Source organism: Stenotrophomonas forensis, assembly GCF_028752115.1.
Classification (GTDB): domain Bacteria; phylum Pseudomonadota; class Gammaproteobacteria; order Xanthomonadales; family Xanthomonadaceae; genus Stenotrophomonas; species Stenotrophomonas forensis.
In genome coordinates this window covers 1-23,633 of the sequence record NZ_CP082270.1, presented here as the reverse complement: position 1 = coordinate 23,633, position 23,633 = coordinate 1, and the positions used below count along the sequence as shown (strand labels likewise).

Annotated in this window: 21 protein-coding genes; 4 read left to right on the top strand and 17 right to left on the bottom strand. The window is 65.5% G+C overall.

Features of this window, described 5'->3' with window-relative positions; all coding sequences use genetic code 11:
• Positions 1-114: 114 nt before the first annotated feature.
• The gene (locus K5L94_RS00105) at positions 115-513 is read right to left on the bottom strand and encodes a hypothetical protein (RefSeq protein ID WP_053448370.1); all 399 of its coding nucleotides are present in this window, start codon (positions 511-513) and stop codon (positions 115-117) included.
• A gap of 147 nt (positions 514-660) precedes the next feature.
• Here K5L94_RS00105 and K5L94_RS00100 point away from each other — a divergent pair, with 147 nt between their 5' ends.
• Complete coding sequence (locus K5L94_RS00100) at positions 661-1,005, top strand: hypothetical protein (RefSeq protein WP_271261228.1); 345 nt, start codon at positions 661-663, stop codon at positions 1,003-1,005.
• Between the two features lie 13 nt (positions 1,006-1,018).
• On the opposite strand, the gene K5L94_RS00095 is transcribed toward K5L94_RS00100, so the two are convergent.
• Positions 1,019-3,109 carry a TonB-dependent receptor family protein gene (locus K5L94_RS00095; protein WP_274511486.1) on the bottom strand — a complete coding sequence of 697 codons (2,091 nt, stop codon included), beginning with the start codon at positions 3,107-3,109 and terminating at the stop codon, positions 1,019-1,021.
• A gap of 171 nt (positions 3,110-3,280) precedes the next feature.
• Here K5L94_RS00095 and K5L94_RS00090 point away from each other — a divergent pair, with 171 nt between their 5' ends.
• The 3 genes from K5L94_RS00090 to K5L94_RS00080 all read left to right on the top strand — a co-directional run bounded on the left by K5L94_RS00090 (position 3,281) and on the right by K5L94_RS00080 (position 6,666).
• The gene (locus K5L94_RS00090; RefSeq protein WP_164086799.1) at positions 3,281-4,483 is read left to right on the top strand and encodes an amino acid aminotransferase; all 1,203 of its coding nucleotides are present in this window, start codon (positions 3,281-3,283) and stop codon (positions 4,481-4,483) included.
• 351 nt (positions 4,484-4,834) lie between these two features.
• The gene (locus K5L94_RS00085) at positions 4,835-5,851 is read left to right on the top strand and encodes a class 1 fructose-bisphosphatase (protein WP_008265475.1); all 1,017 of its coding nucleotides are present in this window, start codon (positions 4,835-4,837) and stop codon (positions 5,849-5,851) included.
• A gap of 107 nt (positions 5,852-5,958) precedes the next feature.
• The gene (locus K5L94_RS00080; protein WP_053448365.1) at positions 5,959-6,666 is read left to right on the top strand and encodes a 2OG-Fe(II) oxygenase; all 708 of its coding nucleotides are present in this window, start codon (positions 5,959-5,961) and stop codon (positions 6,664-6,666) included.
• Between the two features lie 90 nt (positions 6,667-6,756).
• On the opposite strand, the gene K5L94_RS00075 is transcribed toward K5L94_RS00080, so the two are convergent.
• The 15 genes from K5L94_RS00075 to dnaA form a co-directional block, all read right to left on the bottom strand.
• Positions 6,757-7,848 carry a PA0069 family radical SAM protein gene (locus K5L94_RS00075; RefSeq protein ID WP_197606271.1) on the bottom strand — a complete coding sequence of 364 codons (1,092 nt, stop codon included), beginning with the start codon at positions 7,846-7,848 and terminating at the stop codon, positions 6,757-6,759.
• 144 nt (positions 7,849-7,992) lie between these two features.
• Positions 7,993-8,736, bottom strand: a complete 744-nt coding sequence (locus tag K5L94_RS00070; protein ID WP_053448362.1) for a pyridoxine 5'-phosphate synthase — start codon at positions 8,734-8,736, stop codon at positions 7,993-7,995.
• A gap of 9 nt (positions 8,737-8,745) precedes the next feature.
• Positions 8,746-9,015, bottom strand: coding sequence for a hypothetical protein (locus tag K5L94_RS00065; protein ID WP_274511479.1), 270 nt, complete (start codon positions 9,013-9,015; stop codon positions 8,746-8,748).
• A 40-nt stretch (positions 9,016-9,055) separates the two neighbouring features.
• Positions 9,056-10,516, bottom strand: coding sequence for a cardiolipin synthase (cls, locus tag K5L94_RS00060; protein WP_053508105.1), 1,461 nt, complete (start codon positions 10,514-10,516; stop codon positions 9,056-9,058).
• Positions 10,517-10,618: 102 nt separating this feature from the next.
• Positions 10,619-11,032 carry an ExbD/TolR family protein gene (locus K5L94_RS00055; RefSeq protein WP_004132666.1) on the bottom strand — a complete coding sequence of 138 codons (414 nt, stop codon included), beginning with the start codon at positions 11,030-11,032 and terminating at the stop codon, positions 10,619-10,621.
• A 3-nt stretch (positions 11,033-11,035) separates the two neighbouring features.
• Positions 11,036-11,461 (bottom strand): ExbD/TolR family protein, encoded by a 426-nt coding sequence (locus tag K5L94_RS00050; RefSeq protein ID WP_040006786.1) that lies wholly within the window; start codon positions 11,459-11,461, stop codon positions 11,036-11,038.
• A 57-nt stretch (positions 11,462-11,518) separates the two neighbouring features.
• Positions 11,519-12,280 carry a TonB-system energizer ExbB gene (exbB, locus tag K5L94_RS00045; protein WP_008265438.1) on the bottom strand — a complete coding sequence of 254 codons (762 nt, stop codon included), beginning with the start codon at positions 12,278-12,280 and terminating at the stop codon, positions 11,519-11,521.
• 94 nt (positions 12,281-12,374) lie between these two features.
• A complete protein-coding gene (locus K5L94_RS00040) occupies positions 12,375-13,043 on the bottom strand; it encodes an energy transducer TonB (RefSeq protein ID WP_053448359.1) in 669 nt (222 codons plus the stop codon).
• A 143-nt stretch (positions 13,044-13,186) separates the two neighbouring features.
• A complete protein-coding gene (locus K5L94_RS00035; RefSeq protein WP_274511475.1) occupies positions 13,187-14,377 on the bottom strand; it encodes a tetratricopeptide repeat protein in 1,191 nt (396 codons plus the stop codon).
• 132 nt (positions 14,378-14,509) lie between these two features.
• Positions 14,510-15,316: a M48 family metallopeptidase gene (locus K5L94_RS00030; protein WP_274511474.1), complete on the bottom strand. Its 807-nt coding sequence runs from the start codon at positions 15,314-15,316 to the stop codon at positions 14,510-14,512.
• 71 nt (positions 15,317-15,387) lie between these two features.
• Entirely contained in the window at positions 15,388-16,233 is an 846-nt protein-coding gene (locus K5L94_RS00025) for a CPBP family intramembrane glutamic endopeptidase (RefSeq protein WP_274511473.1), read from the bottom strand.
• A gap of 67 nt (positions 16,234-16,300) precedes the next feature.
• Positions 16,301-18,760: a DNA topoisomerase (ATP-hydrolyzing) subunit B gene (gene gyrB / locus K5L94_RS00020; RefSeq protein WP_053508123.1), complete on the bottom strand. Its 2,460-nt coding sequence runs from the start codon at positions 18,758-18,760 to the stop codon at positions 16,301-16,303.
• Positions 18,761-18,872: 112 nt separating this feature from the next.
• The gene (gene recF / locus K5L94_RS00015) at positions 18,873-19,967 is read right to left on the bottom strand and encodes a DNA replication/repair protein RecF (RefSeq protein ID WP_274511471.1); all 1,095 of its coding nucleotides are present in this window, start codon (positions 19,965-19,967) and stop codon (positions 18,873-18,875) included.
• 958 nt (positions 19,968-20,925) lie between these two features.
• Positions 20,926-22,026, bottom strand: coding sequence for a DNA polymerase III subunit beta (dnaN, locus tag K5L94_RS00010; RefSeq protein ID WP_005411731.1), 1,101 nt, complete (start codon positions 22,024-22,026; stop codon positions 20,926-20,928).
• 275 nt (positions 22,027-22,301) lie between these two features.
• A complete protein-coding gene (dnaA, locus tag K5L94_RS00005; RefSeq protein WP_005411730.1) occupies positions 22,302-23,633 on the bottom strand; it encodes a chromosomal replication initiator protein DnaA in 1,332 nt (443 codons plus the stop codon).

Sequence of the window (23,633 nt, the reverse complement as noted above, 5' to 3'; positions counted from 1 at the left end):
CCACCCGTGTCGGTGCCGTGCACGTGGGTTCTATGCAGATGCGGTAGTGCCGGCCGCTGGCCGGCAACCCCAGAAAACTTCAGGCAGCGAACCTCTGCCGGCCAGCGGCCGGCACTACTGCAGCAGTGGCCGCACTGCCGCGGCCGGAATATGGTCCAGCGCGCGCCAGGCGTCTTCCACCACCGGCCGCGCCTGCGACCAGCTCAGCCGCGACTGCCCGCGCATCTGCTCCCAGTGCTCGGCCAGTTCCTCGCAGGTATCGGCGGCGTCACCGCGCGGCCAGTCGGCGGCGTGGGTGGTCAGCGCGAAGGCATAGACCGGGCACAGGTCACGCCAGTTGCGATGGCCGGGCCCGCGACGCTCCTCGTAATCGCTGAGCATGTACTGCAGGTAGTCCTGCGCCACCGCCTGCGGGTCTTCATGGCGACGCGTGCGGCGCTGCGCGGTGCGCTGGCCGAGCGGATCGAGCAGGGCGTTGAACACGGACGGTGCGGGTCGTTCAAGACGGGGCATGGCCGGCTCCTGCAGCGGGGGCGGGTGGGCAGGAATACGCGCGATGCCGTTACCGGCGGGTGAGCGAGATGTTCATGACGCCAGGTTCGCGGCGGCTTTACCTTGCTGGCGGTGTAGTGGAGGCCCCCGAGCGCAGGTAGCCAGACCATGAGCCGTGAAACCTCCCGAGACCCGCTGCGGGAAAACCACCCGCCCATTGCCGGCGAGCAGCGTGGCAAGCGCGACGCCGACACTGCCGACTACCGCGGTACCGGGGCCCCCTTCTTCGATGCCGCGCAGGGCGACGACCACCTGCCGGTGAAGCATGAGTCTGAACAGGCGGCCCAGGACCGCAAGGACGGCGGCGACCGCCATCGTGGCGGCCAGGAAAGCCCGCTCAAGCGTCGCGAGCGCAAGCAGCGGGCCAGCGACAACCAGGACGAGGCACTGGAGGAAACCTTCCCGGCCAGCGACCCGACCTCACCGTTCGTGCCGGCCAAGGCGCCTGATTGACGGGTCGTGCCGCCTAGTGCCACGACCACTGCAGTCCCACGCTGGCCCGCCGCCCCGGTCCCGGCTCGTAGAAGCGGCCGTTGCCGTCGTTGACGATCACCGAGCCGATGTAGGCCTGGTCCAGCACGTTCTCCAGCCGGGCGAAGGCACGCAGCTCGCCGCCGGGCAGGGTCCAGCGGCGGCCACCTTCCAGATGCAGCAGGGCGAAGCCCGGCGCTCGCTCGGTGGCCACGTCGTTCACCACCGTGTCGCTGCTGGCATTGGCTTCCAGCGCCCACTGCCAGTCGCCCGGCGTCCACTGCAACCGGGCGAAGGCCTGCTGGCGCGGCACGCCGGGCAGGCGGCTGCCGGTGGTAACCACGGTATTGGAGGTCAGGTAGGGCGAGCGCACCTGCGCCTGCAGCCAGGTCCAGGCCAGCTGCAGTTCCAGCTGCTCGGCCAGCGGCTGGCGGTACTGCAGCTCCAGCCCCTGGCGGCGGGTACGGCCAATGTTGCGATAGGTGCTGCGTCCGCCGATATTGCTGGCAACAGCCAGCTCATCGTCGGTATCTGCACGGAACAGGCTGACATCAAGCTGGGTTCCATCCTGTGCATGCCACTTGCTGCCCACTTCCACGGAGCGGCTGCGCGCGGCGGCAAGATCCAGTGCCAGTCCCGCCTGACCGTCGGCGCGGTAACCCAGTTCGTTGAAGGTAGGCGTCTCGAAGCCGCGGCCAACGGCAGCGTGCAGGCGCCACTGCGGGCTGGCCTCGAAGCTGATGCCGGCCACCGGGGTGGTCGCCTGGTAGCGACGGCGGCCGCTGTCGTCCGGGTTGCGGCCGGTGATGTAGCGATCGTCCGATTCGAAGCGCACGCTGCTGTGGCGCACGCCCGCCAGCAACGACCAGCGCGGGCTCCATTGCCACCAGGCCTGCGCGAACTGGTCCACGTTCTGCACGACGTCGATCTGGTCGCGGCGCAGCTGCCCGCGTACGCCCAGCGTGCTGCCGATGAAGTTCTCGTAGCCGGTGCGGTGCTGGCGCTGACGGTCGGCGCTGAGCCCGGCCACCAGGTCCAGCGGCCGTCCGGCGAGATCGCCGTGCCAGCCCCAGCGCGCGTCCAGCCCGCCGTAGCCTCCGTCCAGGTCGATCACCCCGCCCGCATGCAGGGGATTGGCCTGGGCCGCCGGCGGAATCGGCAGGTACTGACGCACCGCGCGCTGGCCGGCATAGCCCATCAGCTGCCAGCGCTGCGCGCCGGCCTCGCGGGTCCAGCGCAGCCCCGCCTGCTGCTGGCGCACCGATTTGCGGGTGTTGTACTGGTGTGCCACGGCGGTAGCCTGGCGCGGGTCCGCCGCCACCTGCGCGCGGGTCAGGCCCAGCGGATCCTGCGCATCGGGCGCATCCAGCGCATTGAGCAGCAGCTCCAGCCGCCCACCGCCCAGCTCACCGCCGATGCGCGCGTTGAGCGATTCACGGCGCGCCCGGCTGTGGTCACGCCAGCCATCGGTACGGAAGTGGTTGGCGGCGATGTTGTAGTCCAGCCCGTGGCCTGCGCCCTTCAGTTGCGCGCCGACACTGAGCGTGTTGTCGGCGCCGGCATTGAGGCGCAGCCGCCACGGGTCGCCGGCCTGGCCCTGTGCGCTCCACACCTGCAGCACGCCGCCGGAGGAGTTGCCATACAGCGCCGAGAACGGCCCACGCAGCACGTCGATGCGCTCGGCGCCGAGCAGGCTGGCATGCGACAACTGACCCTGGCCGTCGGGCATGGTCGCCGGTATGCCGTCGATCAGCACCCGCACCCCGCGCACGCCGAAGGTCGAGCGCGCGCCGAATCCACGTATCGACAGCTGCGTATCCTGCGCGAAATTCTGCCGGTCGCGCGCGACCAGGCCCGGCACCCCGGCCAGTGCTTCGGACAGCTGCGCCCCAGCCCCGGCGCGGCCGGCGTCGATCCAGACCGTGTCCAGGCTGGCAGGCAGGGCGAACGGGTCGATGCCCGGCACCCGCGCGGCCTGTACCTGGACGGCAGGCAGGGCGGTGGGGGCGGGCTCGGCCATGCTGGCAAATGGCGACATCAGCAGGGCGGACAGCGGCAGGCAATGGCGTCGTGCGGCGGGATTCATGATTCAGGTTGATGGATCGAGCGGCAACGCACGCCATGGTACGGGCCCGGGGATGACGATGGCGGCGGCCAGCCCCGGCAGGCTTTGTTACGATGGGCTGTTTCCGGCTGGAAAGCCGCAAGCCGCGTGGCGCAATTCCTCCCCCTTTCCGTCTACCGAACGAGTACCGCCGTGTCCTTCTTTGCAAACGTGGAACTGGTCCCAGGCGACCCGATCCTGGGCCTGACCGAGGCGTACAACGCCGACAGCCGCCCGACCAAGGTCAACCTGGGTGTGGGCATCTACTACGACGAGAGTGGCCGCATTCCGCTGCTGCGCGCCGTCAAGCAGATCGAGCAGCAGCTCGCCGCTGAAGCCAAACCGCGCGGCTACCTGCCGATCGATGGCCTGCCGGCGTACACGCAGGCCACGCGCGAACTGGTGTTCGGCAAGGACTCGCCGCTGCTGGCCGCCGGCCGCGTCACCACCGCACAGACCGTCGGTGGCAGCGGTGCGCTGCGCGTCGGCGCCGACGTGCTGAAGAAGCTGCTGCCGCACGCCACCGTCGCGCTGAGCAATCCGAGCTGGGAAAACCACCGCGCCGTGTTCAGCGCGGCCGGCTTCGAGGTAGTGGATTACACCTACTTCGACCCGAGCACCCATGGCGTCGATTTCGACGGCATGCTGGCCGACCTGGGCAAGCTGCAGGCCGGCACCGTGGTGCTGCTGCACGCCTGCTGCCACAACCCCACCGGCGCCGACCTCACCGTCACCCAGTGGAAGCAGGTCGCGCAGCTGCTGAAGGACAAGCAGCTGTTCCCCTTCATCGACATGGCCTACCAGGGCTTCGACAAGGGCATCGAGCAGGACGGCGCCGCCGTGCGCATCATCGCCGAAGCCGGCATCGACAGCTTCATCGTCGCCAACTCGTACTCCAAGTCGTTCTCGCTGTACGGCGAGCGCGTGGGTGCGCTGTCGATGGTCGCCCCGACCGCCGCGGACGCCAAGGCCGTGCAGTCGCAGGTCAAGCGCGTGATCCGCACGATCTACTCCAGCCCGTCCACCCACGGTGCCGCGCTGGTGGCCGGCGTGCTGACCAACCCGGACCTGCGCGCGATGTGGGAGCAGGAGCTGACCGAGATGCGCGAGCGCATCCATGCCCTGCGCCACGGCCTGGTCGAGAAGCTGGCCGCCGCCGGTGCGCCGCAGTTCGGCTTCATCAACGAGCAGGCCGGCATGTTCTCCTACTCCGGCCTGAGCCGTGAGCAGGTCGAACGCCTGCGCGACGAGTTCGGCATCTACGCCGTCGGCACCGGCCGCATCTGCGTGGCCGCACTGAACCAGAACAACCTGGAATACGTCGCCAAGGCCGTGGCCACCGTCGCCAAGGGCTGAAGCAACGCTCCAGTAGCTTGAAGACAAAGGCGCCGAAAGGCGCCTTTGTTTTTGCTTCTGCTTTGCCTTTGCCTCTGCCTTTGCCACACCCTCCGCGCTCGCGGCGAACCCTGAAGCGCAGGGCGAGGTACACCGTGGACAGGACCGTGAGGCGCATGGATGCGCCGACCGAGCCCCCATGGATGGGTTTACGGCGTGTCCTGGCCACGGTGTACCTCGCCCTGTGCCTCCATGAAGGAAGGCGCCACGAGCGCAACGCCTCTGGAAACGATTACGCCTTCCCGCGGTCACGCACGCCCCCGCCAGACCGGCGACAATAGGCGTTTTCCCGCTGCCGAGACCTGCCCGCTCATGTCCCGTACTTCGTTGACCCGCTTCCTGATCCAGGAACAGCACGCCGGCCGCATCAATGCCGACCTGCGCCAGCTGATCGCGGTCGTCGCCCGCGCCTGCACCAGCATCTCCATCGCCGTCAGCAAAGGCGCCCTCGGCGGCGTGCTGGGCGAGGCCGGTACCGGCAACGTGCAGGGCGAAGCGCAGAAGAAGCTGGACGTCATCAGCAACGAGATCCTGCTCGAAGCCAACGCCTGGGGTGGCCACCTCGCCGCCTGCGCCTCGGAAGAAATGGACCACAGCCAGCCGGTGCCGGACATCTATCCGCGTGGCGACTTCCTGCTGCTGTTCGATCCCCTCGATGGCAGCTCCAACATCGACGTCAACGTCTCGGTCGGCACCATCTTCTCGGTGCTGCGCTGCCCGACCAACGTGGAACTGCCGGGCGATGACGCGTTCCTGCAGCCGGGCAGCAAGCAGATCGCCGCCGGCTACTGCATCTACGGGCCCAGCACCCAGCTGGTGCTGACCGTCGGCCATGGCACCCACGCTTTCACCCTGGACCGCGAGAAGGGCGAGTTCGTGCTGACCACCGAGAACATGCAGATTCCGGCGGCCACCCAGGAATTTGCCATCAACATGTCCAACCAGCGGCATTGGGAAGCGCCGATGCAGGCCTACGTCGGCGACCTGCTGGCCGGCAAGGAAGGCGCACGCGGCAAGAACTTCAACATGCGCTGGATCGCCAGCATGGTCGCCGACGTGCATCGCATCCTGACCCGCGGCGGCATCTTCATCTACCCGTGGGACAAGAAAGACCCGTCCAAGGCCGGCAAGCTGCGCCTGATGTACGAAGCCAACCCGATGGGCCTGCTGGTCGAGCAGGCCGGTGGCGCCGCCTCGACCGGCCGCGAGCGCATCCTCGATATCCAGCCCGACCAGCTGCACCAGCGCGTGCCGGTGTTCCTCGGCTCGCGCGAGGAAGTGGCCGAAGCCGTGCGCTACCACCACGCGCACGACGGCGCGCAGGGCTGAGGGCCGTCACCCGACAACGGTCATGGCAGATCGATGACATGACCGTGGGGTGACACCACGGGCGGCAAACGGCACCATCGAGCCATTGCCGCCTAAGGAATGCACGCATGCACGAGCAGGGCCCGGTCGATTTCATCGAAGTCATCCACAATGCCGTCCCCAGCGACGTCTGCGCGGCGATCGTCGAGCGCATGCGTGCAACGCGTGGCCTGCTGCCCGGTGCGGTCGGCAGTGGTGTGTTCCCGGAACTCAAGCACAGCAAGGATCTGCGCATCAGTGGACTGGACGGCTGGCAGGATGTCGACCAGCAGCTGCAGATCGCGGTGTTCAACGGCCTGCTGACTTATCTACGCCGTTATCCACAGGCGTTGATCGCTCCGCTGATGTTGCAGATCCAGGACAGCAATGGCCAGCCGCGACGCCTGTCTGCCGAGGACTTCCCCGACATGCCGCAGCAGCAGCTGGCCGACCTGGCCCGCACCTGCCTGCGCCCGGGTGCGATCAACCTGCAGTGGTACGCGGCGGGCGAGGGCGGCTATCCGTACTGGCACTGCGAGCTGTACCCGAAGGATGCCCAGGCCGAGACCCTGCACCGGCACGTGTTGTGGACGCTGTACCTCAACGATGACTTCGAGGAAGGCGAAACCGAGTTCCTGTTCCAGGGCCGCAAGATCGCGCCACGCACCGGCAGCCTGCTGATAGCCCCGACCGCGTTCACCCACACCCATCGTGGCAACCGGCCGCAGGGCGGCGACAAGTTCATCGCCACCAGCTGGATCCTGTTCCAGAGCGCGCAGAAGTTGTTTGGGGCGTAGCGTCGAGCTTGCTCGACTACGTTGTATTCCCCGTAGCGTCGAGCTTGCTCGACTGCTTTTCCGTCGCCAGTCGAGCAAGCTCGACGCTACTCAAAACAACGAGCCCTGCGGCGAATCCTTCTTCGGCGGCAGCGGCTTCTGGAACCGGCTGCAATCCAGCTTCGGCCAATGACTGTTCTGCGCATTGAACCCGAGGCGCTTGCGCGCCAGCTTGAAGCGGTTGTTCAACAGGTCCGCATACACGCCCTGACCGCGCATGCGGGTGCCGAACTGGCTGTCGTAGTCCTTGCCACCGCGCAGCTGCTGGATGGTGCTCATCACATGCGCGGCGCGATCCGGATGATGGGTATCCAGCCAGTCGCGGAACAGCGGTGCCACTTCCAGCGGCAGGCGCAGCAGCACGTAACCCGCAGTACTGGCGCCAGCGTCATGCGCGGCCTCCAGCACGGCTTCCAGTTCGCTGTCGTTGATCCATGGAATCACCGGCGCCACCATCACCCCGACCGGAATGCCGGCCTCATGCAGGCGCTTCATCGCGCGCAGCCGTGCATGCGGTGCCGATGCGCGCGGTTCCAGCTTGGCCGAGAGATGCGGGTCCAGCGAGGTCACCGAGAAATGCACGCTGACCAGGTTTTCCGCGGCCAGCGGCGCGAGCAGATCGATATCGCGCTCGACCAGCGCGTTCTTGGTGATCAACGAGAACGGATGCCTGGTTTCCAGCATCACTTCGATCAGCTGGCGGGTCAGCTTGAACTTGCGCTCGATCGGTTGGTAAGCGTCGGTGTTGATGCCCAGCGCGATCGGCTGCGGCACGTAACCCGGCTTCGACAGCTCCTTGCGCAGCAGCTGCGGCGCATTGGTCTTGGCGAACAACTTGGTCTCGAAATCCAGGCCCGGCGACAGGTTCAGATAGGCATGCGAGGGGCGCGCAAAGCAGTACGAGCAGCCATGCTCGCAGCCCCGATACGGATTCACCGACTGGCTGAAGCCGACATCCGGCGAGTTGTTTCGGGTGATGATGCTGCGTGCGGTTTCGGCGCGCACCTCGGTGCGCAGGCGCGGGGCCAGGAACTCCTCGCTCTCGTCGACCGCCCAGCCATCATCTATCGCCTCGCTCACGGTGCTTTCAAAGCGCCCGGCAAGGTGGGACGTGGAACCTCGGCCCTTGATCGCAATACCCATGCACGCAGAGTACGCCGCAACCGTCTCAACGGCTGCGACGGCCGCCTGAAGGGTTCAGCCCCCTTGTAGAGTCGAGCCATGCTCGACTCCATTTCCCATCCGTCCCGGGACAGTCGAGCATGGCTCGACTCTGCTGGGTAAGGGTCAGAGCAGCGCCAGGTACCCGCGCACGGTGGCATCCAGGCCGTCATACAGCGCTTCGCCGATCAGCGCGTGGCCGATCGACACCTCCAGCACATCCGGCACGTGGGCCAGGAAGTCGCGCAGGTTGTCCTGCGACAGATCGTGGCCAGCATTGACGCCCAGGCCGACGGCCTGCGCTCGACGTGCGGCAGTGGCGAACAGCGCCAGCATCGCCTCGGCGTCGCCGGCGGCGTGTGCCTCAGCGTAGGGGCCGGTGTACAGCTCGATGCGGTCTGCGCCGACTTCAGCTGCCTGCTCCAGCAGTGGGTTGCCGGCGTCGACGAACAGGCTGACCCGGCAACCCATTGCTTTCAGTTCGGCGACCAGCGGGCGCAGGCGCTCGGCGTCGCGCTCGAAGTCGAAGCCATGGTCGGAGGTGATCTGGCCGTCGCCGTCCGGCACCAGGGTGGCCTGTGCCGGGCGGGTCTGCTCGCACAGCGGCAGCAAGCCCGGGTAACCCTCGCGTGGCGGTGCGAACGGGTTGCCTTCGATGTTGAACTCGACGCCACGCGCGCGGGTCAGCGTGGACAGGGCCAGCACGTCCTCGGCGGTGATATGGCGGCGGTCCGGCCGCGGGTGCACGGTGATGCCATGCGCACCGGCATCCAGGCAGGCCTGGGCGGCACGCACCACGTCCGGTTCGGCGCCGCCACGCGAATTGCGCAGGACGGCGATCTTGTTGACGTTGACGCTGAGCTGGGTCATGGAACGGAACTACTTGGAAAGAGGGGACGGATCGTGGTCGTTGCCGTCGTCGTTGCGGCGGGACCGGGCCTGTTCGCGCAGGCGGCGCAGTTCTTCGGCATCGACCAGGGTGGCAGGGTCGCGCTGCAGGTCGCCAAAGCGGGCCACGTAGCGGCCGCGTACCCAGGCCAGCAGGAAGGCGAGGGCAGCCAGCAGGCACAGGGTCATCAGCCCGGCGCTGGGGGTCTTCAGCGCAAAGGCGAAACAGCCCAGCGCCAGCAGCAGGTACAACCAGTACATAGTCGGGCTCCCCGGATGATCGGCGCAGTGTAGCGCTGCGTCAGAGCAGCGGCGAGGCCAGCCGCGCGAACGCCTCGGGCAGGCGGTGCAGCCACAGCGAGCGGCCGGCCTGGTCGTGCACGCGGGTGGCACGGTCGAATTCGCCCTGCAGCAGCTCGGCCAGGGCAGCGACGCGGTCACGGTCGCTGATCATCATCGACAGCTCGAAGTTCAGCCGGAAGCTGCGGTGGTCGAAGTTGGCACTGCCGACGATGCAGACATCGTCGTCGGCGATGAAGGCCTTGGTGTGCAGCATGCGCGGGCCGTACTCATAGATCTTCACGCCGGCATGCAGCAGCTCGTCGAAATAGGAGCGCGCAGCCTGGGTGACGAACCAGGAGTCACTCATCTTTGGCACCAGCAGGCGTACGTCCAGGCCGCCCAGCGCCGCCGAGGTCAGCGCCATCCGCGCGGCCTCGCCGGGCACGAAGTAGGGCGTGACCAGCCAGACGCGTTCGTGCGCCTCCTGGATAGCGGCCACATGCAGGCGGTGGATCGTTTCCCATCCCGAGTCGGGCCCGGACACCAGCACCTGCGCGTTGATGGGTCCGTCCGCGCGCAGCGGCATCTCGGCCGGCCACAGCCGCGCGATGTCGAAGCGCGAATGGTCCTGGCCACTGGCGTACAGCCAGTCCTCGGCGAACACCAGCTGCAGGCTGCGCACCACGTGGCCGCGGATGCGCATGTGCAGGTCACGGTAGGCGTCGGCCCTGCGGCTCTCGTCTTCGTCGTCGGTGATGTTGATGCCGCCGGTGAAGGCCAGGCGGCCGTCCACGATCACCAGCTTGCGATGGGTGCGCAGGTTCAACCAGGGCCGCTTGAACGGCTTCAGCAGTTGCCGCGGATGGAACCAGATCGCTTCGCCGCCTGCATCCAGCAGCGGCTGCAGGAAGCGGCGGGGCAGGGCGGAAGAACCCACGGCATCCAGCAGCAGGCGTACCTGCACACCGGCGCGGGCACGTTCGACCAGGGCATCGCGCAGCGCGGTACCTGCGTGGTCCGGGTTGAAGATGTAGTACTCCAGATGCACGTGGTCGCGCGCCTGTGCGACGGCTTCCAGCAGGGCAGCGTAGGTGGCGGCGCCATCCACCAGCCAGGTCACTTCGGTGGCGCTGCTCGGTGCCAGCCCGGTGGTGGCCTGGGCGATCTTGGCCAGCTCGGTGCAGTCGGCATCGGGTGGGCAGACGTCGCTGTAATGCTCCATGCCCGAGCGCGCACGGCCACGGCGCAGGCGCTGCCGCTTCACCTTCTGCGGGCCCAGCAGGTAGTAGATGAAGAGGCCCAGGTAGGGCAGCAGCGCCAACGACAGGATCCAGCTCAGCGTGGCCACCGGCTCGCGCTTCTGCAGCATGATCCAGCCAGCCAGCGCGAACAGGTACAGCAGGTAGGCCACCGCCAGGATCGTGCCGAGGTGGGCGATGCCGTCGAGCCAGTGGCGCAGGGAGTCGAAGAGGGCGAGCATCCGCCGATCATAGCGGCCCGGGCGGCCAGGGATAAAAAAAGACGCCCCTGTTTCCAGGGGCGTCTGCAGTCGCGTCATGACTGTTGTGTTGCGGCGTAGCGATTACTGCTGCACAAAACCGATCTTCTTCATCTGAGCATTCTTCGCGGCGGCCAGGACCTTGGCCATCACGTCGTACTCGGAATCCGGGCTGGCGTCGATGCGCAGTTCCGGCTGGTTGGTCGGGTCACGCTGGACCTCCTGCTCCATCCGCTGCTGCAGCTCGCTCGCATTGATCGGGCTGTTGTTCCACGAGACCTGGTTGCTGGCGTCGATCTTCAGTTCGATCGGCGGCGGCGGTTCGACCAGCTGCGGCGGTGGGTTGAGCACGCGCTGCGGCAGGTCCACGGCGATCGGGTACGTCATGATCGGCGCGGTCACGATGAAGATGATCAGCAGAACCAGCATCACGTCCACGAGGGGCGTGACGTTGATGTCTGCCATGGGGCCCTTGCCACCACCACTACTGAATGCCATGGCTTATTGCCCCTTTTCTTTGGTCGCGACGAAGCCGACGTCCAGCATGCCCTGCTCCTGCGCGACCTTGGTCAGGTCGTTGATGACGCGCATCTTGGTGGTGCGGTCACCACGCAGGTTCAGCGGCGGCTGCGGGGTCTGCTGGGCGGCGGTCGCCAAGCGCGACTCGAGAGTCTGCTTGTTGATTTCTTCGTCGTTCCAGTAGATCGAGCCGTCTTCCTTGACTGCCAGGGTGATCGGGCCGGCACGCTTTTCAGCGTCTTCCGGCTTCTGGATCAGGTTGGCTTCCGGCAGATCCACCTTGACCTTGTGGGACATCAGGGGCGCCGTGATGATGAAGATGATCAGCAGCACCAGCATCACGTCCACGAGGGGCGTAACGTTGATGTCGGCCATGGGGCCGCCGCTGTTACCACTACTGAAAGCCATAACGGGCTCCGTCTAGATCGTGTTGACTACGTTCTCGCTGGGTACAGCGCGTCGCAATTAGCGGACGCGCGAACCGGTGGCGAAGAAGTCGTGCAGGTCGTGCGCGAAGGTATCGAACTTGCTGATGGTCGCGCTGTTGACCTTGCTGAAGAAGTTGAAGGCGAACACGGCCGGGATTGCGACGAACAGACCGATCGCGGTCATGATCAGCGCTTCACCCACCGGGCCGGCAACGGCGTCGATCGAAGCGGAGCCGGTGGCACCGATCTTGATCAGCGCGCCGTAGATGCCCCACACGGTACCCAGCAGACCGACGAACGGAGCGGTCGCACCGACGGTCGCCAGCAGGGTCATGCCCGACTGCAGCTTGTTGCTTTCGCGGGTGACGGCCTGGCGCAGGGCGCGGTCGACGAACTCCGAACGGCTCAGGTTCTCACCGACGCCGCCGGTAGCACCGCCTTCAGCGCGCTGGTGGTGGGCAGCTGCCTGGGCAGCGTCCAGGGCGATCTTCGAGAACGGCTCGGATGCCGGCTGTTCTTCCATCGCACGGATGGCGTCCTGTGCGTTCGGGGTGTCCCAGAACAGGCTGACGACGCGATCAGCGGCGCTCTTCAGACGGACCGAACGGAAGATGTTGATGACGGTCCAGTACCAGGACATGGCCGACATCACGATCAGGGTCAGCAGCACGACCCAGGAAACCGCGAAATCACCCGGCTTGGTGGTCATTTCGTGGATCAGGTGCTCGAAGCCCATCTGCGACAGGGCGTTGGACGGATTGCCCCCGGCAGCAGCGGCGATGAAAAGTTCCTGCAGCATGACGCTTACCTTTGTTGTGTGTGGTGATAAAGGGTGTAGCTAAGCTAAACAATCGAACCGTGGGCGGGGGGTGGCCAGGCGGCCACCCGGCCCATCAGTTCAGCGCAAAGTTGACCGGGACGCGAACGCGACCTGCCGCCTTCTTACCGCCAGATTCAGCGGCGTTGAAGCGCCACTTGCGAGCTGCTTCCATCGCAGCACGGTCCAGGTCGCGGTTACGGCTGGACTTTTCCACCGTGACATTGGTGACGTTGCCGCTGGCATCGACATCAATGATCAGGATCACTTCGCCCTGGATACCGGCGCGGAAGGCTGCCGGCGGGTAGCGCGGCGGATTCATGGCCTTCGACGAGATGTCCACGCTGGCCTCGATCGTGCTCGGCGGCGACGGCGGCGACGGCGGCGACGGCGGGGTGACGATGTCGTTCGGGCGCGGTTCCGGCACGTCCACGACCGGCGCCTGCGGCGGCGGCGGGACCGGCGACGGCTTCGGCGGCGACAGATTCTTCACCGGCGGCGGCGGAGTATCAGTCGGCGGCGGCGGCGGCGGCGGCGGGGGCGGCGGCGGCGGCGCATCGACGATGGTCACCATGACGTTGCGCTCCTTCTCCGCAACGGCCTTGGGAGCCACGGCGGGAATGAGGAGCATCATGAAGGCGGCCAGATGCAGGGCAATTACAAACGCGATGCCGACGATGCGAGGCCAGCTCAGCCCCTTGTCATCGGGTTGTTCGTACCGGTGAACGACTAGTTGTTCCGTCATGCGCCAAGAGCTCAATAGTGGGGCCGGGATGCCGGGGGCGGAATCCCTGATCAGCGGTGCATGACACCGCAGGAACCTCCAAGCTTATACCAATCCTGAGCGCCTGCGCATCAACTGAGCAGGCATTCAGGCGTTATTCCTACTTACTTCAGGTTGATGATTTTTTTGGCATCAGCCTGGTTCTTCACACCCTTCGCCAGCGCCTGCTGGGCGGCCTGCTTGGCCTCCGGGATGCGACCTTCGGCATGCAGGACGCGTGCCAGGTTCAGGTAGGTCTCACCGTCCTTGGAGAGCGGGGCGGCCTTCTGCCACGCATCGATCGCCTGCGGCACCTGGTCGGAGTAGTAGTAGGACTGGGCCAGCGCCAGGTAGACCTGGTAATCCGGCTTCAGGATGCCCTTCTGCAACCCTTCGTTGATGACCGCGATGACGTCCTTTTCCTTGTGCTCGGTGTTGGCATAGATCGAGTACAGCTGCTTGTACTCGCGCTCGTCGGTGAGCTGGCCGCTGCTGCGCAGCTTGTCCATCACCGCAGCCGCCTTGTCCATCTGGTCGGCCTGCATGTACATGCTGGCCAGGTTCAGCTGGGTCTTCTTGTCGTTCGGGTTCTTGGCCGCCAGTGCCTCGGCTTCCTTGACCGCCTCACCGGACTGGCCGGCTTCGGACAGGGCCGCCATCAGCAGCTGGTTCCAGTTGTCCTTCGGCTCGGCGGCGCCGGCGATGGCCTGCTTCAGCACCGGGATCGCTTCCTGGTAGCGCTCCAGCTGGTACAGGGCCTGGCCCTTGGCGATCAGCTCTTCCGGCTTGGTCGACTTGCTCTCGGCGAAGTACTTGTCGAGGGTGGCCAGGCCTTCGGCGGTCTTGTCTTCCTGCAGCTGCAGCTGGCCCAGCATCAGCATCGACTGGAAGTGGCCGTTGTTGTCCAGGCCGTTGAACTGCAGGACCTGCTTCAGGTAGGCGATCGCCGCCGGGGTATCGTCGGTCTGGTAGGCGGCCTGCGAGGCCAGCTGCGCGGCCAGCGACTTGTCGTACTCGTTCGAGGCACTGTCGGCCAGGATCGCGTCAGCCTGCGTGCGCGTCTCTGGGAACTTTTCCTTGTTGTAGCTGTCGATCATTTTCTGCAGCTTGCTGCCCATCTTGGCCGAGGCCTTGACGGTCGGCTCCTCGCGGGTCGCGTTCGGATACAGCGCCTCGGCCTTGGCCTGCTTGCTGCCGCCACGGTTGCCGCGCTCGGACGAACGCGAGGACTGCGCGAAGGCATCGGTGACCACGGCGCCGGTCAGGGCGGTCGCGACGAGGACGGAAAGCACAGCTTTGTGGTTACGGAAAATCATCGTTCACCTCGATCGAACCGCCGGTTAGCGGCAAAGTCGGACTGTCAGAAAAATCTGAGCCGCCAAACGTATCAGAAACAGATGGCGTGAGAAATCGTTTTATGTGCTGCAATACAGCATAGAACTGCGCACTCATCCGCACTTTGGCCGCAGTCCAGCCGCCTGCGCCTGCTGGTAGACCGGCGTCAGCGCCGGTGCATCGCGTCGCAGCTCCTGGATCCGGTTGGCCGGGTCGGGGTGGGTGGACAGCCATTGCGGGCTGCGACCGCCACTGGCGGCCATCATGTTCTGCCACAGGTCGACCGCCTGCGCCGGGTTGAAACCGGCCTGGGCCATCAGCCGCTGGCCGATCACGTCGGCCTCGCTCTCCTGGGTGCGCGAGCCCGGCAGCAGGAAGGCGGTCTGGGCGCCCATCCCACCCAGCTGGTTCACGGTGCTGGCCGCGCCCTCACCGTAGGCGGCCCCGGCCAGTGCGCCGAGCACGGCCAGGCCGGTCTGCGCGCCCATCTGGCGGGTAATGCGCTCTTCGTGGTGGCGCGCGATGACGTGGCCGATTTCATGGCCGATCACGGCAGCCAGCTGGTCCTGGTTCTTCGCCACGGTGAAGATGCCCGTGTTCACGCCCACCTTGCCACCGGGCAGTGCGAACGCATTGGGTTCCTTGTCGATGAACACCGCGGTCTCCCACCGTACGCCACGGTATTGAGGCGGCAGCTGCGCGACCAGCGCGTTGACCACGCACTGCACGTAACCGTTCTGGCGGCCGTCGGTGCTGATCTTTTCCTTCTGCTTGGTTTCAGCAAACGCCTGCGCTCCCAACTGGTCCAGCTGGGCCTGGGAGACGCCGCCCACCATCTGCCGGCGCCCGGTCGGGGACGTGGTGGTCGCGCAGGCGCTGACCAGGGTGGTGATGACAAGGGCCAGCAGCAGTTGTTTCATGGAAGCTCCCTCGTGTTCATGTCCGCAGTGTGTAGCGTACCGGCTTAATCTTTCGTCAAGCGGACACGGCGTTACGTTGACCCCAGCAACACCATCGCGGCAAGCGCAACGGCGTTGTTCAATGCATGTGCGGTGATGGCCGCCCACAAGGTGCCGGTACGCTGGTAGAGCCAACAGAACGCGGCGCCCATGCCGCCATACACCAGCCACAACTGGAGCATGCCCAGCAGGGAGTTCTTGCTCAGACCCGGCACTTCGTGCACGAGGGCAAATGCCAGGCTGCTGAGGATGATGCCGAGCCAGGGACGTCCCGCCTTCCACAGGCGCCCGAACAGAACGCGGCGGAACAACAGCTCTTCGTAGGCCGGCGCCAGCACCACGGCGAACAGCACGAGGAACAACGGGAAACGCGCAATCGCGTTCTGCATCAGCTCCACGTTGGTCGGCACCGGTTCGATGCCGAACTGCCTGGCCAGGAAGGCGATGCCATTGCTGCCGATCACGATCAGCGCAGCCACCAGCACGGTCCAGCCCCAGGTCGAGGGCCGCCGCAGCGCCTGGCGGGAAGTGGAGCGCTCGTCCGTCGTGGCCGGACGCCGCCAGAAGTACACCACCAGTGCGGCGCCGCCGGTGGCGATCAACGCCATCAGGATCTGCGCCAGTGCACCCGGCTGGCCAACCGCCGCGCTGATCGCGTCGGGCGACAGCCCGCCACCCTGGGCCTCCGCATTGGCACGGCCGACCACGATCGCGCGGTAGAACCCCCAGAACAGCCCGGTGATCAGGCTCAGGCTGAACAGGGTGACGATGGCGATGCCCAGGTCGATGAAGAAACCCGCCAACGGGGAACCGGCGCGCGGCGCGGCCGAGGCCGGCGGAATCGGGGGCGGGGCGGAAACCGGGGCGGAAGCGGACATCAGGTACCTGCGTTCAAGGGTCGAAGGCCGGCGCGCCTCCCCGCGCACCGGCCGTGTCCCGATTGTGTCAGATATCCAGGTTGGCGACCTTCAGCGCGTTGTCCTCGATGAAATCGCGACGCGGTTCAACCACATCGCCCATCAGGGTGCTGAAGATCTGGTCGGCGGCAACGGCATCTTCGATGCGCACCTGCAGCAGCCGACGGGTTTCCGGATTCACGGTGGTGTCCCACAGCTGTTCCGGATTCATTTCACCCAGACCCTTGAATCGCTGGATCTGGCGGCCGCGCTTGGCCTCTTCGAGCAGCCAGTTCTGCGCCTTGGCAAAGCTGTCCACTTCGATCGACTTGGCGCCGCGGGAAATGGTTGCACCTTCGCGGATCAGGCCATGCAGCAGCTTGGAGGCCTGGTGGATCGCGCGCAGTTCGCCGCTTTCGAAGGCCGACATCGGCAACACCTGGATGTGCTGCTCGCCCATATGGCGACGGGTCACCAGCACGGCGGCCGGGCGCTCGTCGTTGGCTTCCTGCAGTTCCAGGCTGAAGCGCGGGCTGCCCAGGCTGCCCTGGTTGAGGCGCTTGGCCAGTGCATCCAGGCCTTCGCCTTCGCCGGCCGTGCGCAGGCTGTCCATGTCCATCGGCACGAAATCGACCAGCGCCTCGAGCAGGTTGCGGTCGTAGCGGTGCGCGTTGCGTTCGATCGAATCCAGTGCAGCAGCATAGGCCAGCAGCAGCTTTTCCAGCGCCAGGCCTTCGATGCCCGGCTCGCCGGTGGCCGGCACCAGTGCGGCGTTTTCCACTGCGCTGCTGGCCAGGTAGCTGTCCAGCGCCGGGTCGTCCTTCAGGTACAGCTCCTGCTTGCCCTGCTTGATCTTGTACAGCGGCGGCAGGCCGATGTAGACATAACCGCGCTCGATCAGCTCCGGCATCTGACGGTAGAAGAACGTCAGCAGCAGGGTGCGGATGTGCGCGCCGTCGACGTCGGCGTCGGTCATGATGATGATCTTGTGGTAGCGCAGCTTGTCCGGGTTGTACTCGTCACGGCCGATGCCGGTGCCCAGCGCGGTGATCAGCGTACCGACCTGGTCGGACGACAGCATGCGATCGAAGCGCGCGCGTTCCACGTTGAGGATCTTGCCGCGCAACGGCAGCACCGCCTGGTTCTTGCGGTTGCGCCCCTGCTTGGCCGAGCCACCTGCCGAGTCACCCTCGACGATGAACAGCTCGGACAGCGCCGGATCCTTTTCCTGGCAGTCGGCCAGCTTGCCCGGCAGGCCGGCGATGTCCAGCGCACCCTTGCGGCGGGTCAGGTCGCGGGCCTTGCGCGCGGCTTCACGTGCACGCGCGGCATCGACGATCTTGCCGGCGATGGCCTTGGCTTCGTTCGGATTTTCCTGCAGGAACTCTTCCAGGCGCGCACCAAAGGCGTTTTCCACCGCCGGGCGCACGTCGGAGCTGACCAGCTTTTCCTTGGTCTGGCTGGAGAAGCTCGGATCCGGCACCTTCACCGACAGTACCGCGATCATGCCTTCGCGCATGTCGTCGCCGGTCAGGTTGATCTTGGCCTGCTTGGCGATGCCGTTCTGCTCGATGTAGTTGTTGAGCACGCGGGTCAGCGCACCACGGAAGCCGGCGAGGTGGGTACCGCCGTCCTTCTGCGGGATGTTGTTGGTGAAGCAGTACATCGTCTCCTGGTAGGAGTCGGTCCACTGCAGCGCCACGTCCACCACGATGTTGTTGTGCTCGCCGGTGACCGAGATGACGTTCGGGTGCAGCGGGGTCTTCAGCTGCGCCAGATGCTCCACGAAGCTGCGGATGCCGCCCTCGTAGTGGAAGTCGTCGCGACGACCGTCGCCGCGCTCATCGGCGAGCACGATCTTGACGCCGGAGTTGAGGAACGACAGTTCGCGCAGGCGACGGGCCAGGATGTCGTAGTGGAATTCCACGTTGTCGTGGAAGGCCACGGTCGACGGCCAGAAGCGCACGGTGGTGCCACGCTTGGTGGTGGTTTCCAGCTTGGCCAGCGGAGTCACGGCCGCACCGTTGCTGAATTCCTGCTGGTAGTGGAAGCCGTTCTGGAACACATCCACCAGCAGCTTCTGCGACAGCGCATTGACCACGCTGACACCCACGCCGTGCAGGCCGCCGGACACTTTGTAGCTGTTGTCGTCGAACTTGCCGCCTGCGTGCAGCACGGTCATCACGACTTCGGCTGCCGAAACCTCGCGGCCCAGCTTGGCGCTCATCTGCTCATGCTTGCCGGTCGGGATACCGCGACCATTATCGGACACCGAGACCGAGCCATCGGTGTGGATCGTCACTGCCACGTGGTCGGCGTGGCCGGCCAACGCTTCGTCGATCGAGTTGTCGACGACCTCGAACACCATGTGGTGCAGGCCGGTGCCGTCATGCACATCACCGATGTACATGCCGGGACGCTTGCGGACAGCCTCCAGGCCTTCCAGGGCGGTAATGCTGTTGGCGTCGTAATTGCCGTTGTTTGCCGGGGTGTTCTGTTCGTCGCTCATTGCGCTTGCCGTAGGCTCCGCAGGTCGGCCACCGCGTGGAGCGATGCGCCGAGAATGAAAGGATTCCAACCCGAATTATACCAGCCGGGGTCGAGCGGCCCTGGTGTGACCACTATGGCACAGCCACGATCTGTGCATGTTCCACGTGGAACCGGGTGATGTCGGCCAGATCCTGCAGTGCCGACGGGGTTTCGGTGGCGGTAATGAAGATCTGCGCCGGGCCATCAAGCAGGCGCTGCAGCACACGCGCCTGGTGGGTGCGGTCCAGCTCCGAGGCCAGGTCGTCGAGTGCGATCACCGGCCACTCGCCGCGCTGTTCCGCATAGTCCTCGGCCTGCGCCAGCAGGCACGCCAGCGCGGTCAGCTTGGCCTGGCCACGTGACAGTGCGTCGCGACCGGGAATGCTGTGGAAATCCACGCTCCAGTCCGCGCGGTGCGGGCCCACCGAGGTGTAGCCGGCCTGGCGGTCCCGCTCCCGGGCCAGAAGCAGGGCGTCGGCCAGAGGAAGTTCGTGGCGACGCCAGCCTGGGCTCAGTTCCAGCCCTTGGATTCCGAGTTGCGGAGCAAGGGTGGCTGCCAACGACACCGTGCGCTGCTGCAGTCTCTCCAGGTAGTGCTGGCGGCGGCTGGTCAGCGGTTCTCCCGCCTCGGCCAGCTCGTGATCCCAGGTATCGAGCATCCGCGACGGTCCACCCTGCTTGAGCAGGGCATTGCGCTGCTTCAGTGCCCGCGAGTAGCGACGCCACAAGGACAGAAAATCAGGTTCCACGTGGAACAGGCCCCAATCGAGGAAGCGACGGCGGGGTTCACCACCACCACTCACCAGCGCATGGCTGCCTGGCTCGAAGGTCACCACCGCCAGGGCGGCGCAGAGATTGCCCAGCTGCGCGACGTCCTCTCCGTCCAATCGGCCTTTCCAGTCCTGGCCACTGTGGCGCAGGCCCGCTTTGCGGCGATGCGGCGGGTGATGGGCGCGCTGCTCGTCCCATTCCACGAAGATTTCCAGCGCCTCCTGGCCCTGACGGACCAGGCCATCGCGAACCCGGCCGCGAAAGCTGCGGCCATAAGCCATCAGGTGCAGCGCCTCGAGCACGCTGGTCTTGCCCGCACCGTTGTCGCCGGTCAGCAGGTTCAAGCCCGGCTGCGGCAACAGGTCCACCGCACTGAAGCGACGCAGTTGGTGCAGGGCGAGGCGGCGGATCTGCATGGGGCGCGAAGGACCATCCGCACTGGGCGGTAGAAGGGTGGGTAATCCATCAGCTTACTGCATCGGTCAAGCCGGTCGTGTTGCGGGCACCATCCGCCCCGGAACGCGACGGCTGCCGGCCACTGCTCGCTCGTTTCACGTGGTGTGCGGCTCATGCCTGCGGCCCCGCCGCAATCGGGAAGGGCGCGAATTCCTTCAAATCTGGGCACGGCACCACTCCGTAGGCCCACAGATTTCAGCAGTTTCACCGCCATCCAGTGGGAATCGCGGGATGCCTCAACGGCGATGCCAGCGGCAAACCACCCGGATTCCTTCAATTCTGCGGTCCAGGACCCTGGAGGGTTCCACAGAATTCAACGAATTCAGACCTACAGTTCCACGCTATCCACAGCGGGACGGTATGACTTATACACAAGGTATGGGCAATCTGTGGATAAAAAAGCCCTTTTACCGTGCCGGCGAAACTATCCACAGGTTCCCCCCCAGCCCGAAGGCCCTCTATACAGGGGGTTTCAGCCTCATAAACATTTTTAAAATCAAACAGATAAGGCGTTTTTCCACGAAATCTGGCCCTACCATCACCACCATGCTTTAGATTTATACCCAGATTTAGAAGCAAGGCCCAGCCCGATCTGCCTCGAACGGGCCCTGTGGACAGTGGCGTCTGCAGAATCAGGAGTCATTGCTTCGCAGACGATCGCGAGGCCTGCTTCACCTGGGACAAGAAGGCCATTCGACTGAGCATGACGATCCAGCAGCCGGAATCCTGATTGCCTCCAATCCGAGAGCCCACTCGCACCGTCAATGTTGGAACCCAACGACGGGACAGCAGAGGTCCCCGTTCCAAGGCGTCGAATCAGCGCCTGTAGCAGGACGAACACTCATGCTCCACGTGGAACAAAAAAACGCCCGGGAAAATCCCGGGCGTCATTCGGTTCCACGTGGAACAGCGCTGGTGTCAGAGACGCAGCGGCATCACCACATGACGCGACTTCTCGCTGCTGGATTCACGCACCAGCGCCGAGGAGTTGGAGTCGCGCAGCTGGATGATGACTTCCTCGTCGCGCAGCGCCGAGAGGGCATCCAGCAGGTAGTTCACGTTGAAGCCGATGGCCAGGTCGCTGACCGTGGTGTCGGCTTCGATCTCTTCCTGGGCTTCTTCCTGTTCCGGGTTGTGCGCGCTGATCTTCAGGTTGCCCGGCGAGACTTCCACGCGGATACCGCGGTACTTCTCGTTGGACAGGATCGCGGCACGCTGCAGCGAGGCACGCAGGGCTTCACGGTCAACCTTCACTTCGCGGTCGGCCCCGATCGGGATGACAGCCTCGTAATCCGGGAAACGGCCGTCGATCAGCTTCGAGGTGAAAGTGACATCGTCGCGCTTGACGCGCACGTGGCTGCGGCCGACTTCCAGCTCGATCTCGCGATCACCGCTTTCCAGCAGGCGCTGCAGTTCGGTCACGCCCTTGCGCGGCACGATGATCTGGCGCTTGGACCCGCTGGGCTTGGCCAGATCGGTTTCACACAGCGCCAGGCGATGACCGTCCGTGGCGACGGTACGCAGGGCGTCACCGCGCAGATCGAACAGCAGGCCGTTGAGGTAGTAGCGCACATCCTGCTGGGCCATCGCGAACGCGGTGCGTTCGATCAGCTCCTTCAGGGTAGCTTCGCCGATGGCTACGCGCTCGGTGGCTTCCACTTCGTCCACCGACGGGAAGTCGTTGGAGGGCAGGGTTGCCAGGGTGAAGCGACTGCGACCGGCCTGCACGGTGATCTTGTCACCGGTCTGCGAGACGGTGATCCGGCTGCCATCGGGCAGGGCGCGGATGATCTCGAACAGCTTGCGGGCGGGAATGGTGGTTTCGCCGTCCTGCGCATCTTCAACCGCGATCCGCGACACCATCTCCACTTCCAGGTCGGTACCGGTCAGCGACAGCTGGCCGTTCTGCACCTGGACCAGGAAATTGGCCAGAACCGGAAGGGTCTGGCGGCGTTCGACCACGTTGACGACCTGTGCCAACGGCTTGAGAAAGGCTTCGCGCTGCAGTGTGAAACGCATGTGGTTCCGTGCCCCTATGCTTTAAAAAATGTGGAATAAATCAAAAGCTTGGTGGTGCTGGTAGAGACAGAATCGCTGGAAAACAACGCTAAGTCTTTGTAAATAAAAGAATTTCAGACATCGAAACCCTCTGTATTACCGACCCCCAGGGGGTGGGGAAAGCTGTGGATAGAATCGGCGCGATTTCAGACGCCATTTTTATCCACAACGTGTCCCGCGCTTGCTACCGGATTCTGCACCGTTTTGTGCGATGACGCCTCATCGGCATCCGTGCATCATTCGCTCAGCTTCCGGATCAGCTTGTCCCAGTCCTCGCGGAGCTTGCCGTCGGTTTCCATCAGGGTCCGGATCTGGCGGCAGGCATGCAGCACCGTGGTGTGATCGCGACCGGCAAAGGCATCGCCGATCTCCGGCAGGCTGTGCTCGGTCAGTTCCTTGGTCAGGGCCATGGCGACCTGGCGCGGGCGGGCCAGCGAGCGGGTCCGACGCTTCGACAGCAGATCCTTGATCTGCAGGCCGTAGTAGTCGGCAACGGTTTTCTGGATGTTGGGAATGCTGATCGCCTGCTGCTGGGCACGCAGCAGGTCGCGCAGGGTTTCCTGGGCGAATTCGGTGGTGATCGCGCGGCCGGTGAAATTGGCGCGGGCGGTCAGGGTATTGAGCGCGCCTTCGAGGTCGCGCACGTTGGAGCGCATCTTCTTGGCGATCAGGAACGCAACGTCATCGGGAATCTCGGCACCGCGTTCGCGCGCCTTGGCCAGCACGATCGCGGCACGGGTCTCGAAGTCCGGCGGTTCGATCGCGACCGACAGGCCCCAGGCAAGCCGCGACTTCAGGCGCGCTTCCAGGCCTTCGACTTCGCGCGGATAGCGGTCGCAGGTCAGGATGATCTGCTGCTTGCCATCGAACAGCGCGTTGAAGGTGTGGAAGAACTCTTCCTGGGTGCGGTCCTTGCCGGCGAAGAACTGGATGTCATCGATCAGCAGCGCGTCCACCTGCTGGAACTGGCGCTTGAACTGATCCATGGTCTTTTCCTGCAGGGCCCGGATCATCGCGCTGAAGAACTGCTCCGAACGCAGGTACAGCACCTTCGCCCCCGGGTTGGCCTGGCGCATGGCGTTGCCGGCGGCGAACATCAGGTGGGTCTTGCCCAGGCCGGTGCCTCCGTACAGCAGCAGCGGGTTGTGCGCACGGTCGCCCGGCTTCTGCGCCGCCTGGAAGGCAGCGGCCAGGCCCAGCTGGTTGCTGCGGCCTTCGACGAAGTTGGCGAAGGTGTAGTGGTTGTCCAGGTTGCCGGCGAACGGCACCTGCGGTTCGCTGGAGACGTGCGCCGACGGCGTGGAAACCGGCGCGTTCTGCGCCTCCACCGGGCGTGGGCGCGAGCCGATTTCAAGAAAAACGTCGCTGAAACCGGCGAAATGAGCCAGCAGTTCGCGGATCCGGGCCAGGTACAGCTCGCGGACCTGGTCGACGATGAAGGCATTCGGTGCATACAGCACCAGGCTGTCCACGCGCAGATCGGCCTGCAGCGGCTTCAACCAGGTATGAACGTCTTCCGGCGGGAACTCCGCTTCGAGGCGCTCGAGACTACGGGACCAAGCATCCAT

Coding starts and splice junctions, on each gene's coding strand:
- K5L94_RS00085 (WP_008265475.1), top strand. CDS start 4,835: ATGTCCCGTACTTCGTTGACCCGCTTCCTGATCCAGGAACAGCACGCC.
- K5L94_RS00065 (WP_274511479.1), bottom strand. CDS start 9,015: ATGTACTGGTTGTACCTGCTGCTGGCGCTGGGCTGTTTCGCCTTTGCG.
- recF (WP_274511471.1), bottom strand. CDS start 19,967: ATGCAGATCCGCCGCCTCGCCCTGCACCAACTGCGTCGCTTCAGTGCG.
- K5L94_RS00035 (WP_274511475.1), bottom strand. CDS start 14,377: ATGATTTTCCGTAACCACAAAGCTGTGCTTTCCGTCCTCGTCGCGACC.
- K5L94_RS00105 (WP_053448370.1), bottom strand. CDS start 513: ATGCCCCGTCTTGAACGACCCGCACCGTCCGTGTTCAACGCCCTGCTC.
- K5L94_RS00070 (WP_053448362.1), bottom strand. CDS start 8,736: ATGACCCAGCTCAGCGTCAACGTCAACAAGATCGCCGTCCTGCGCAAT.
- K5L94_RS00075 (WP_197606271.1), bottom strand. CDS start 7,848: ATGGGTATTGCGATCAAGGGCCGAGGTTCCACGTCCCACCTTGCCGGG.
- dnaN (WP_005411731.1), bottom strand. CDS start 22,026: ATGCGTTTCACACTGCAGCGCGAAGCCTTTCTCAAGCCGTTGGCACAG.
- K5L94_RS00040 (WP_053448359.1), bottom strand. CDS start 13,043: ATGACGGAACAACTAGTCGTTCACCGGTACGAACAACCCGATGACAAG.
- K5L94_RS00050 (WP_040006786.1), bottom strand. CDS start 11,461: ATGGCTTTCAGTAGTGGTAACAGCGGCGGCCCCATGGCCGACATCAAC.
- dnaA (WP_005411730.1), bottom strand. CDS start 23,633: ATGGATGCTTGGTCCCGTAGTCTCGAGCGCCTCGAAGCGGAGTTCCCG.
- K5L94_RS00025 (WP_274511473.1), bottom strand. CDS start 16,233: ATGTCCGCTTCCGCCCCGGTTTCCGCCCCGCCCCCGATTCCGCCGGCC.
- K5L94_RS00100 (WP_271261228.1), top strand. CDS start 661: ATGAGCCGTGAAACCTCCCGAGACCCGCTGCGGGAAAACCACCCGCCC.
- cls (WP_053508105.1), bottom strand. CDS start 10,516: ATGCTCGCCCTCTTCGACTCCCTGCGCCACTGGCTCGACGGCATCGCC.
- gyrB (WP_053508123.1), bottom strand. CDS start 18,760: ATGAGCGACGAACAGAACACCCCGGCAAACAACGGCAATTACGACGCC.
- K5L94_RS00080 (WP_053448365.1), top strand. CDS start 5,959: ATGCACGAGCAGGGCCCGGTCGATTTCATCGAAGTCATCCACAATGCC.
- exbB (WP_008265438.1), bottom strand. CDS start 12,280: ATGCTGCAGGAACTTTTCATCGCCGCTGCTGCCGGGGGCAATCCGTCC.
- K5L94_RS00055 (WP_004132666.1), bottom strand. CDS start 11,032: ATGGCATTCAGTAGTGGTGGTGGCAAGGGCCCCATGGCAGACATCAAC.
- K5L94_RS00095 (WP_274511486.1), bottom strand. CDS start 3,109: ATGAATCCCGCCGCACGACGCCATTGCCTGCCGCTGTCCGCCCTGCTG.
- K5L94_RS00030 (WP_274511474.1), bottom strand. CDS start 15,316: ATGAAACAACTGCTGCTGGCCCTTGTCATCACCACCCTGGTCAGCGCC.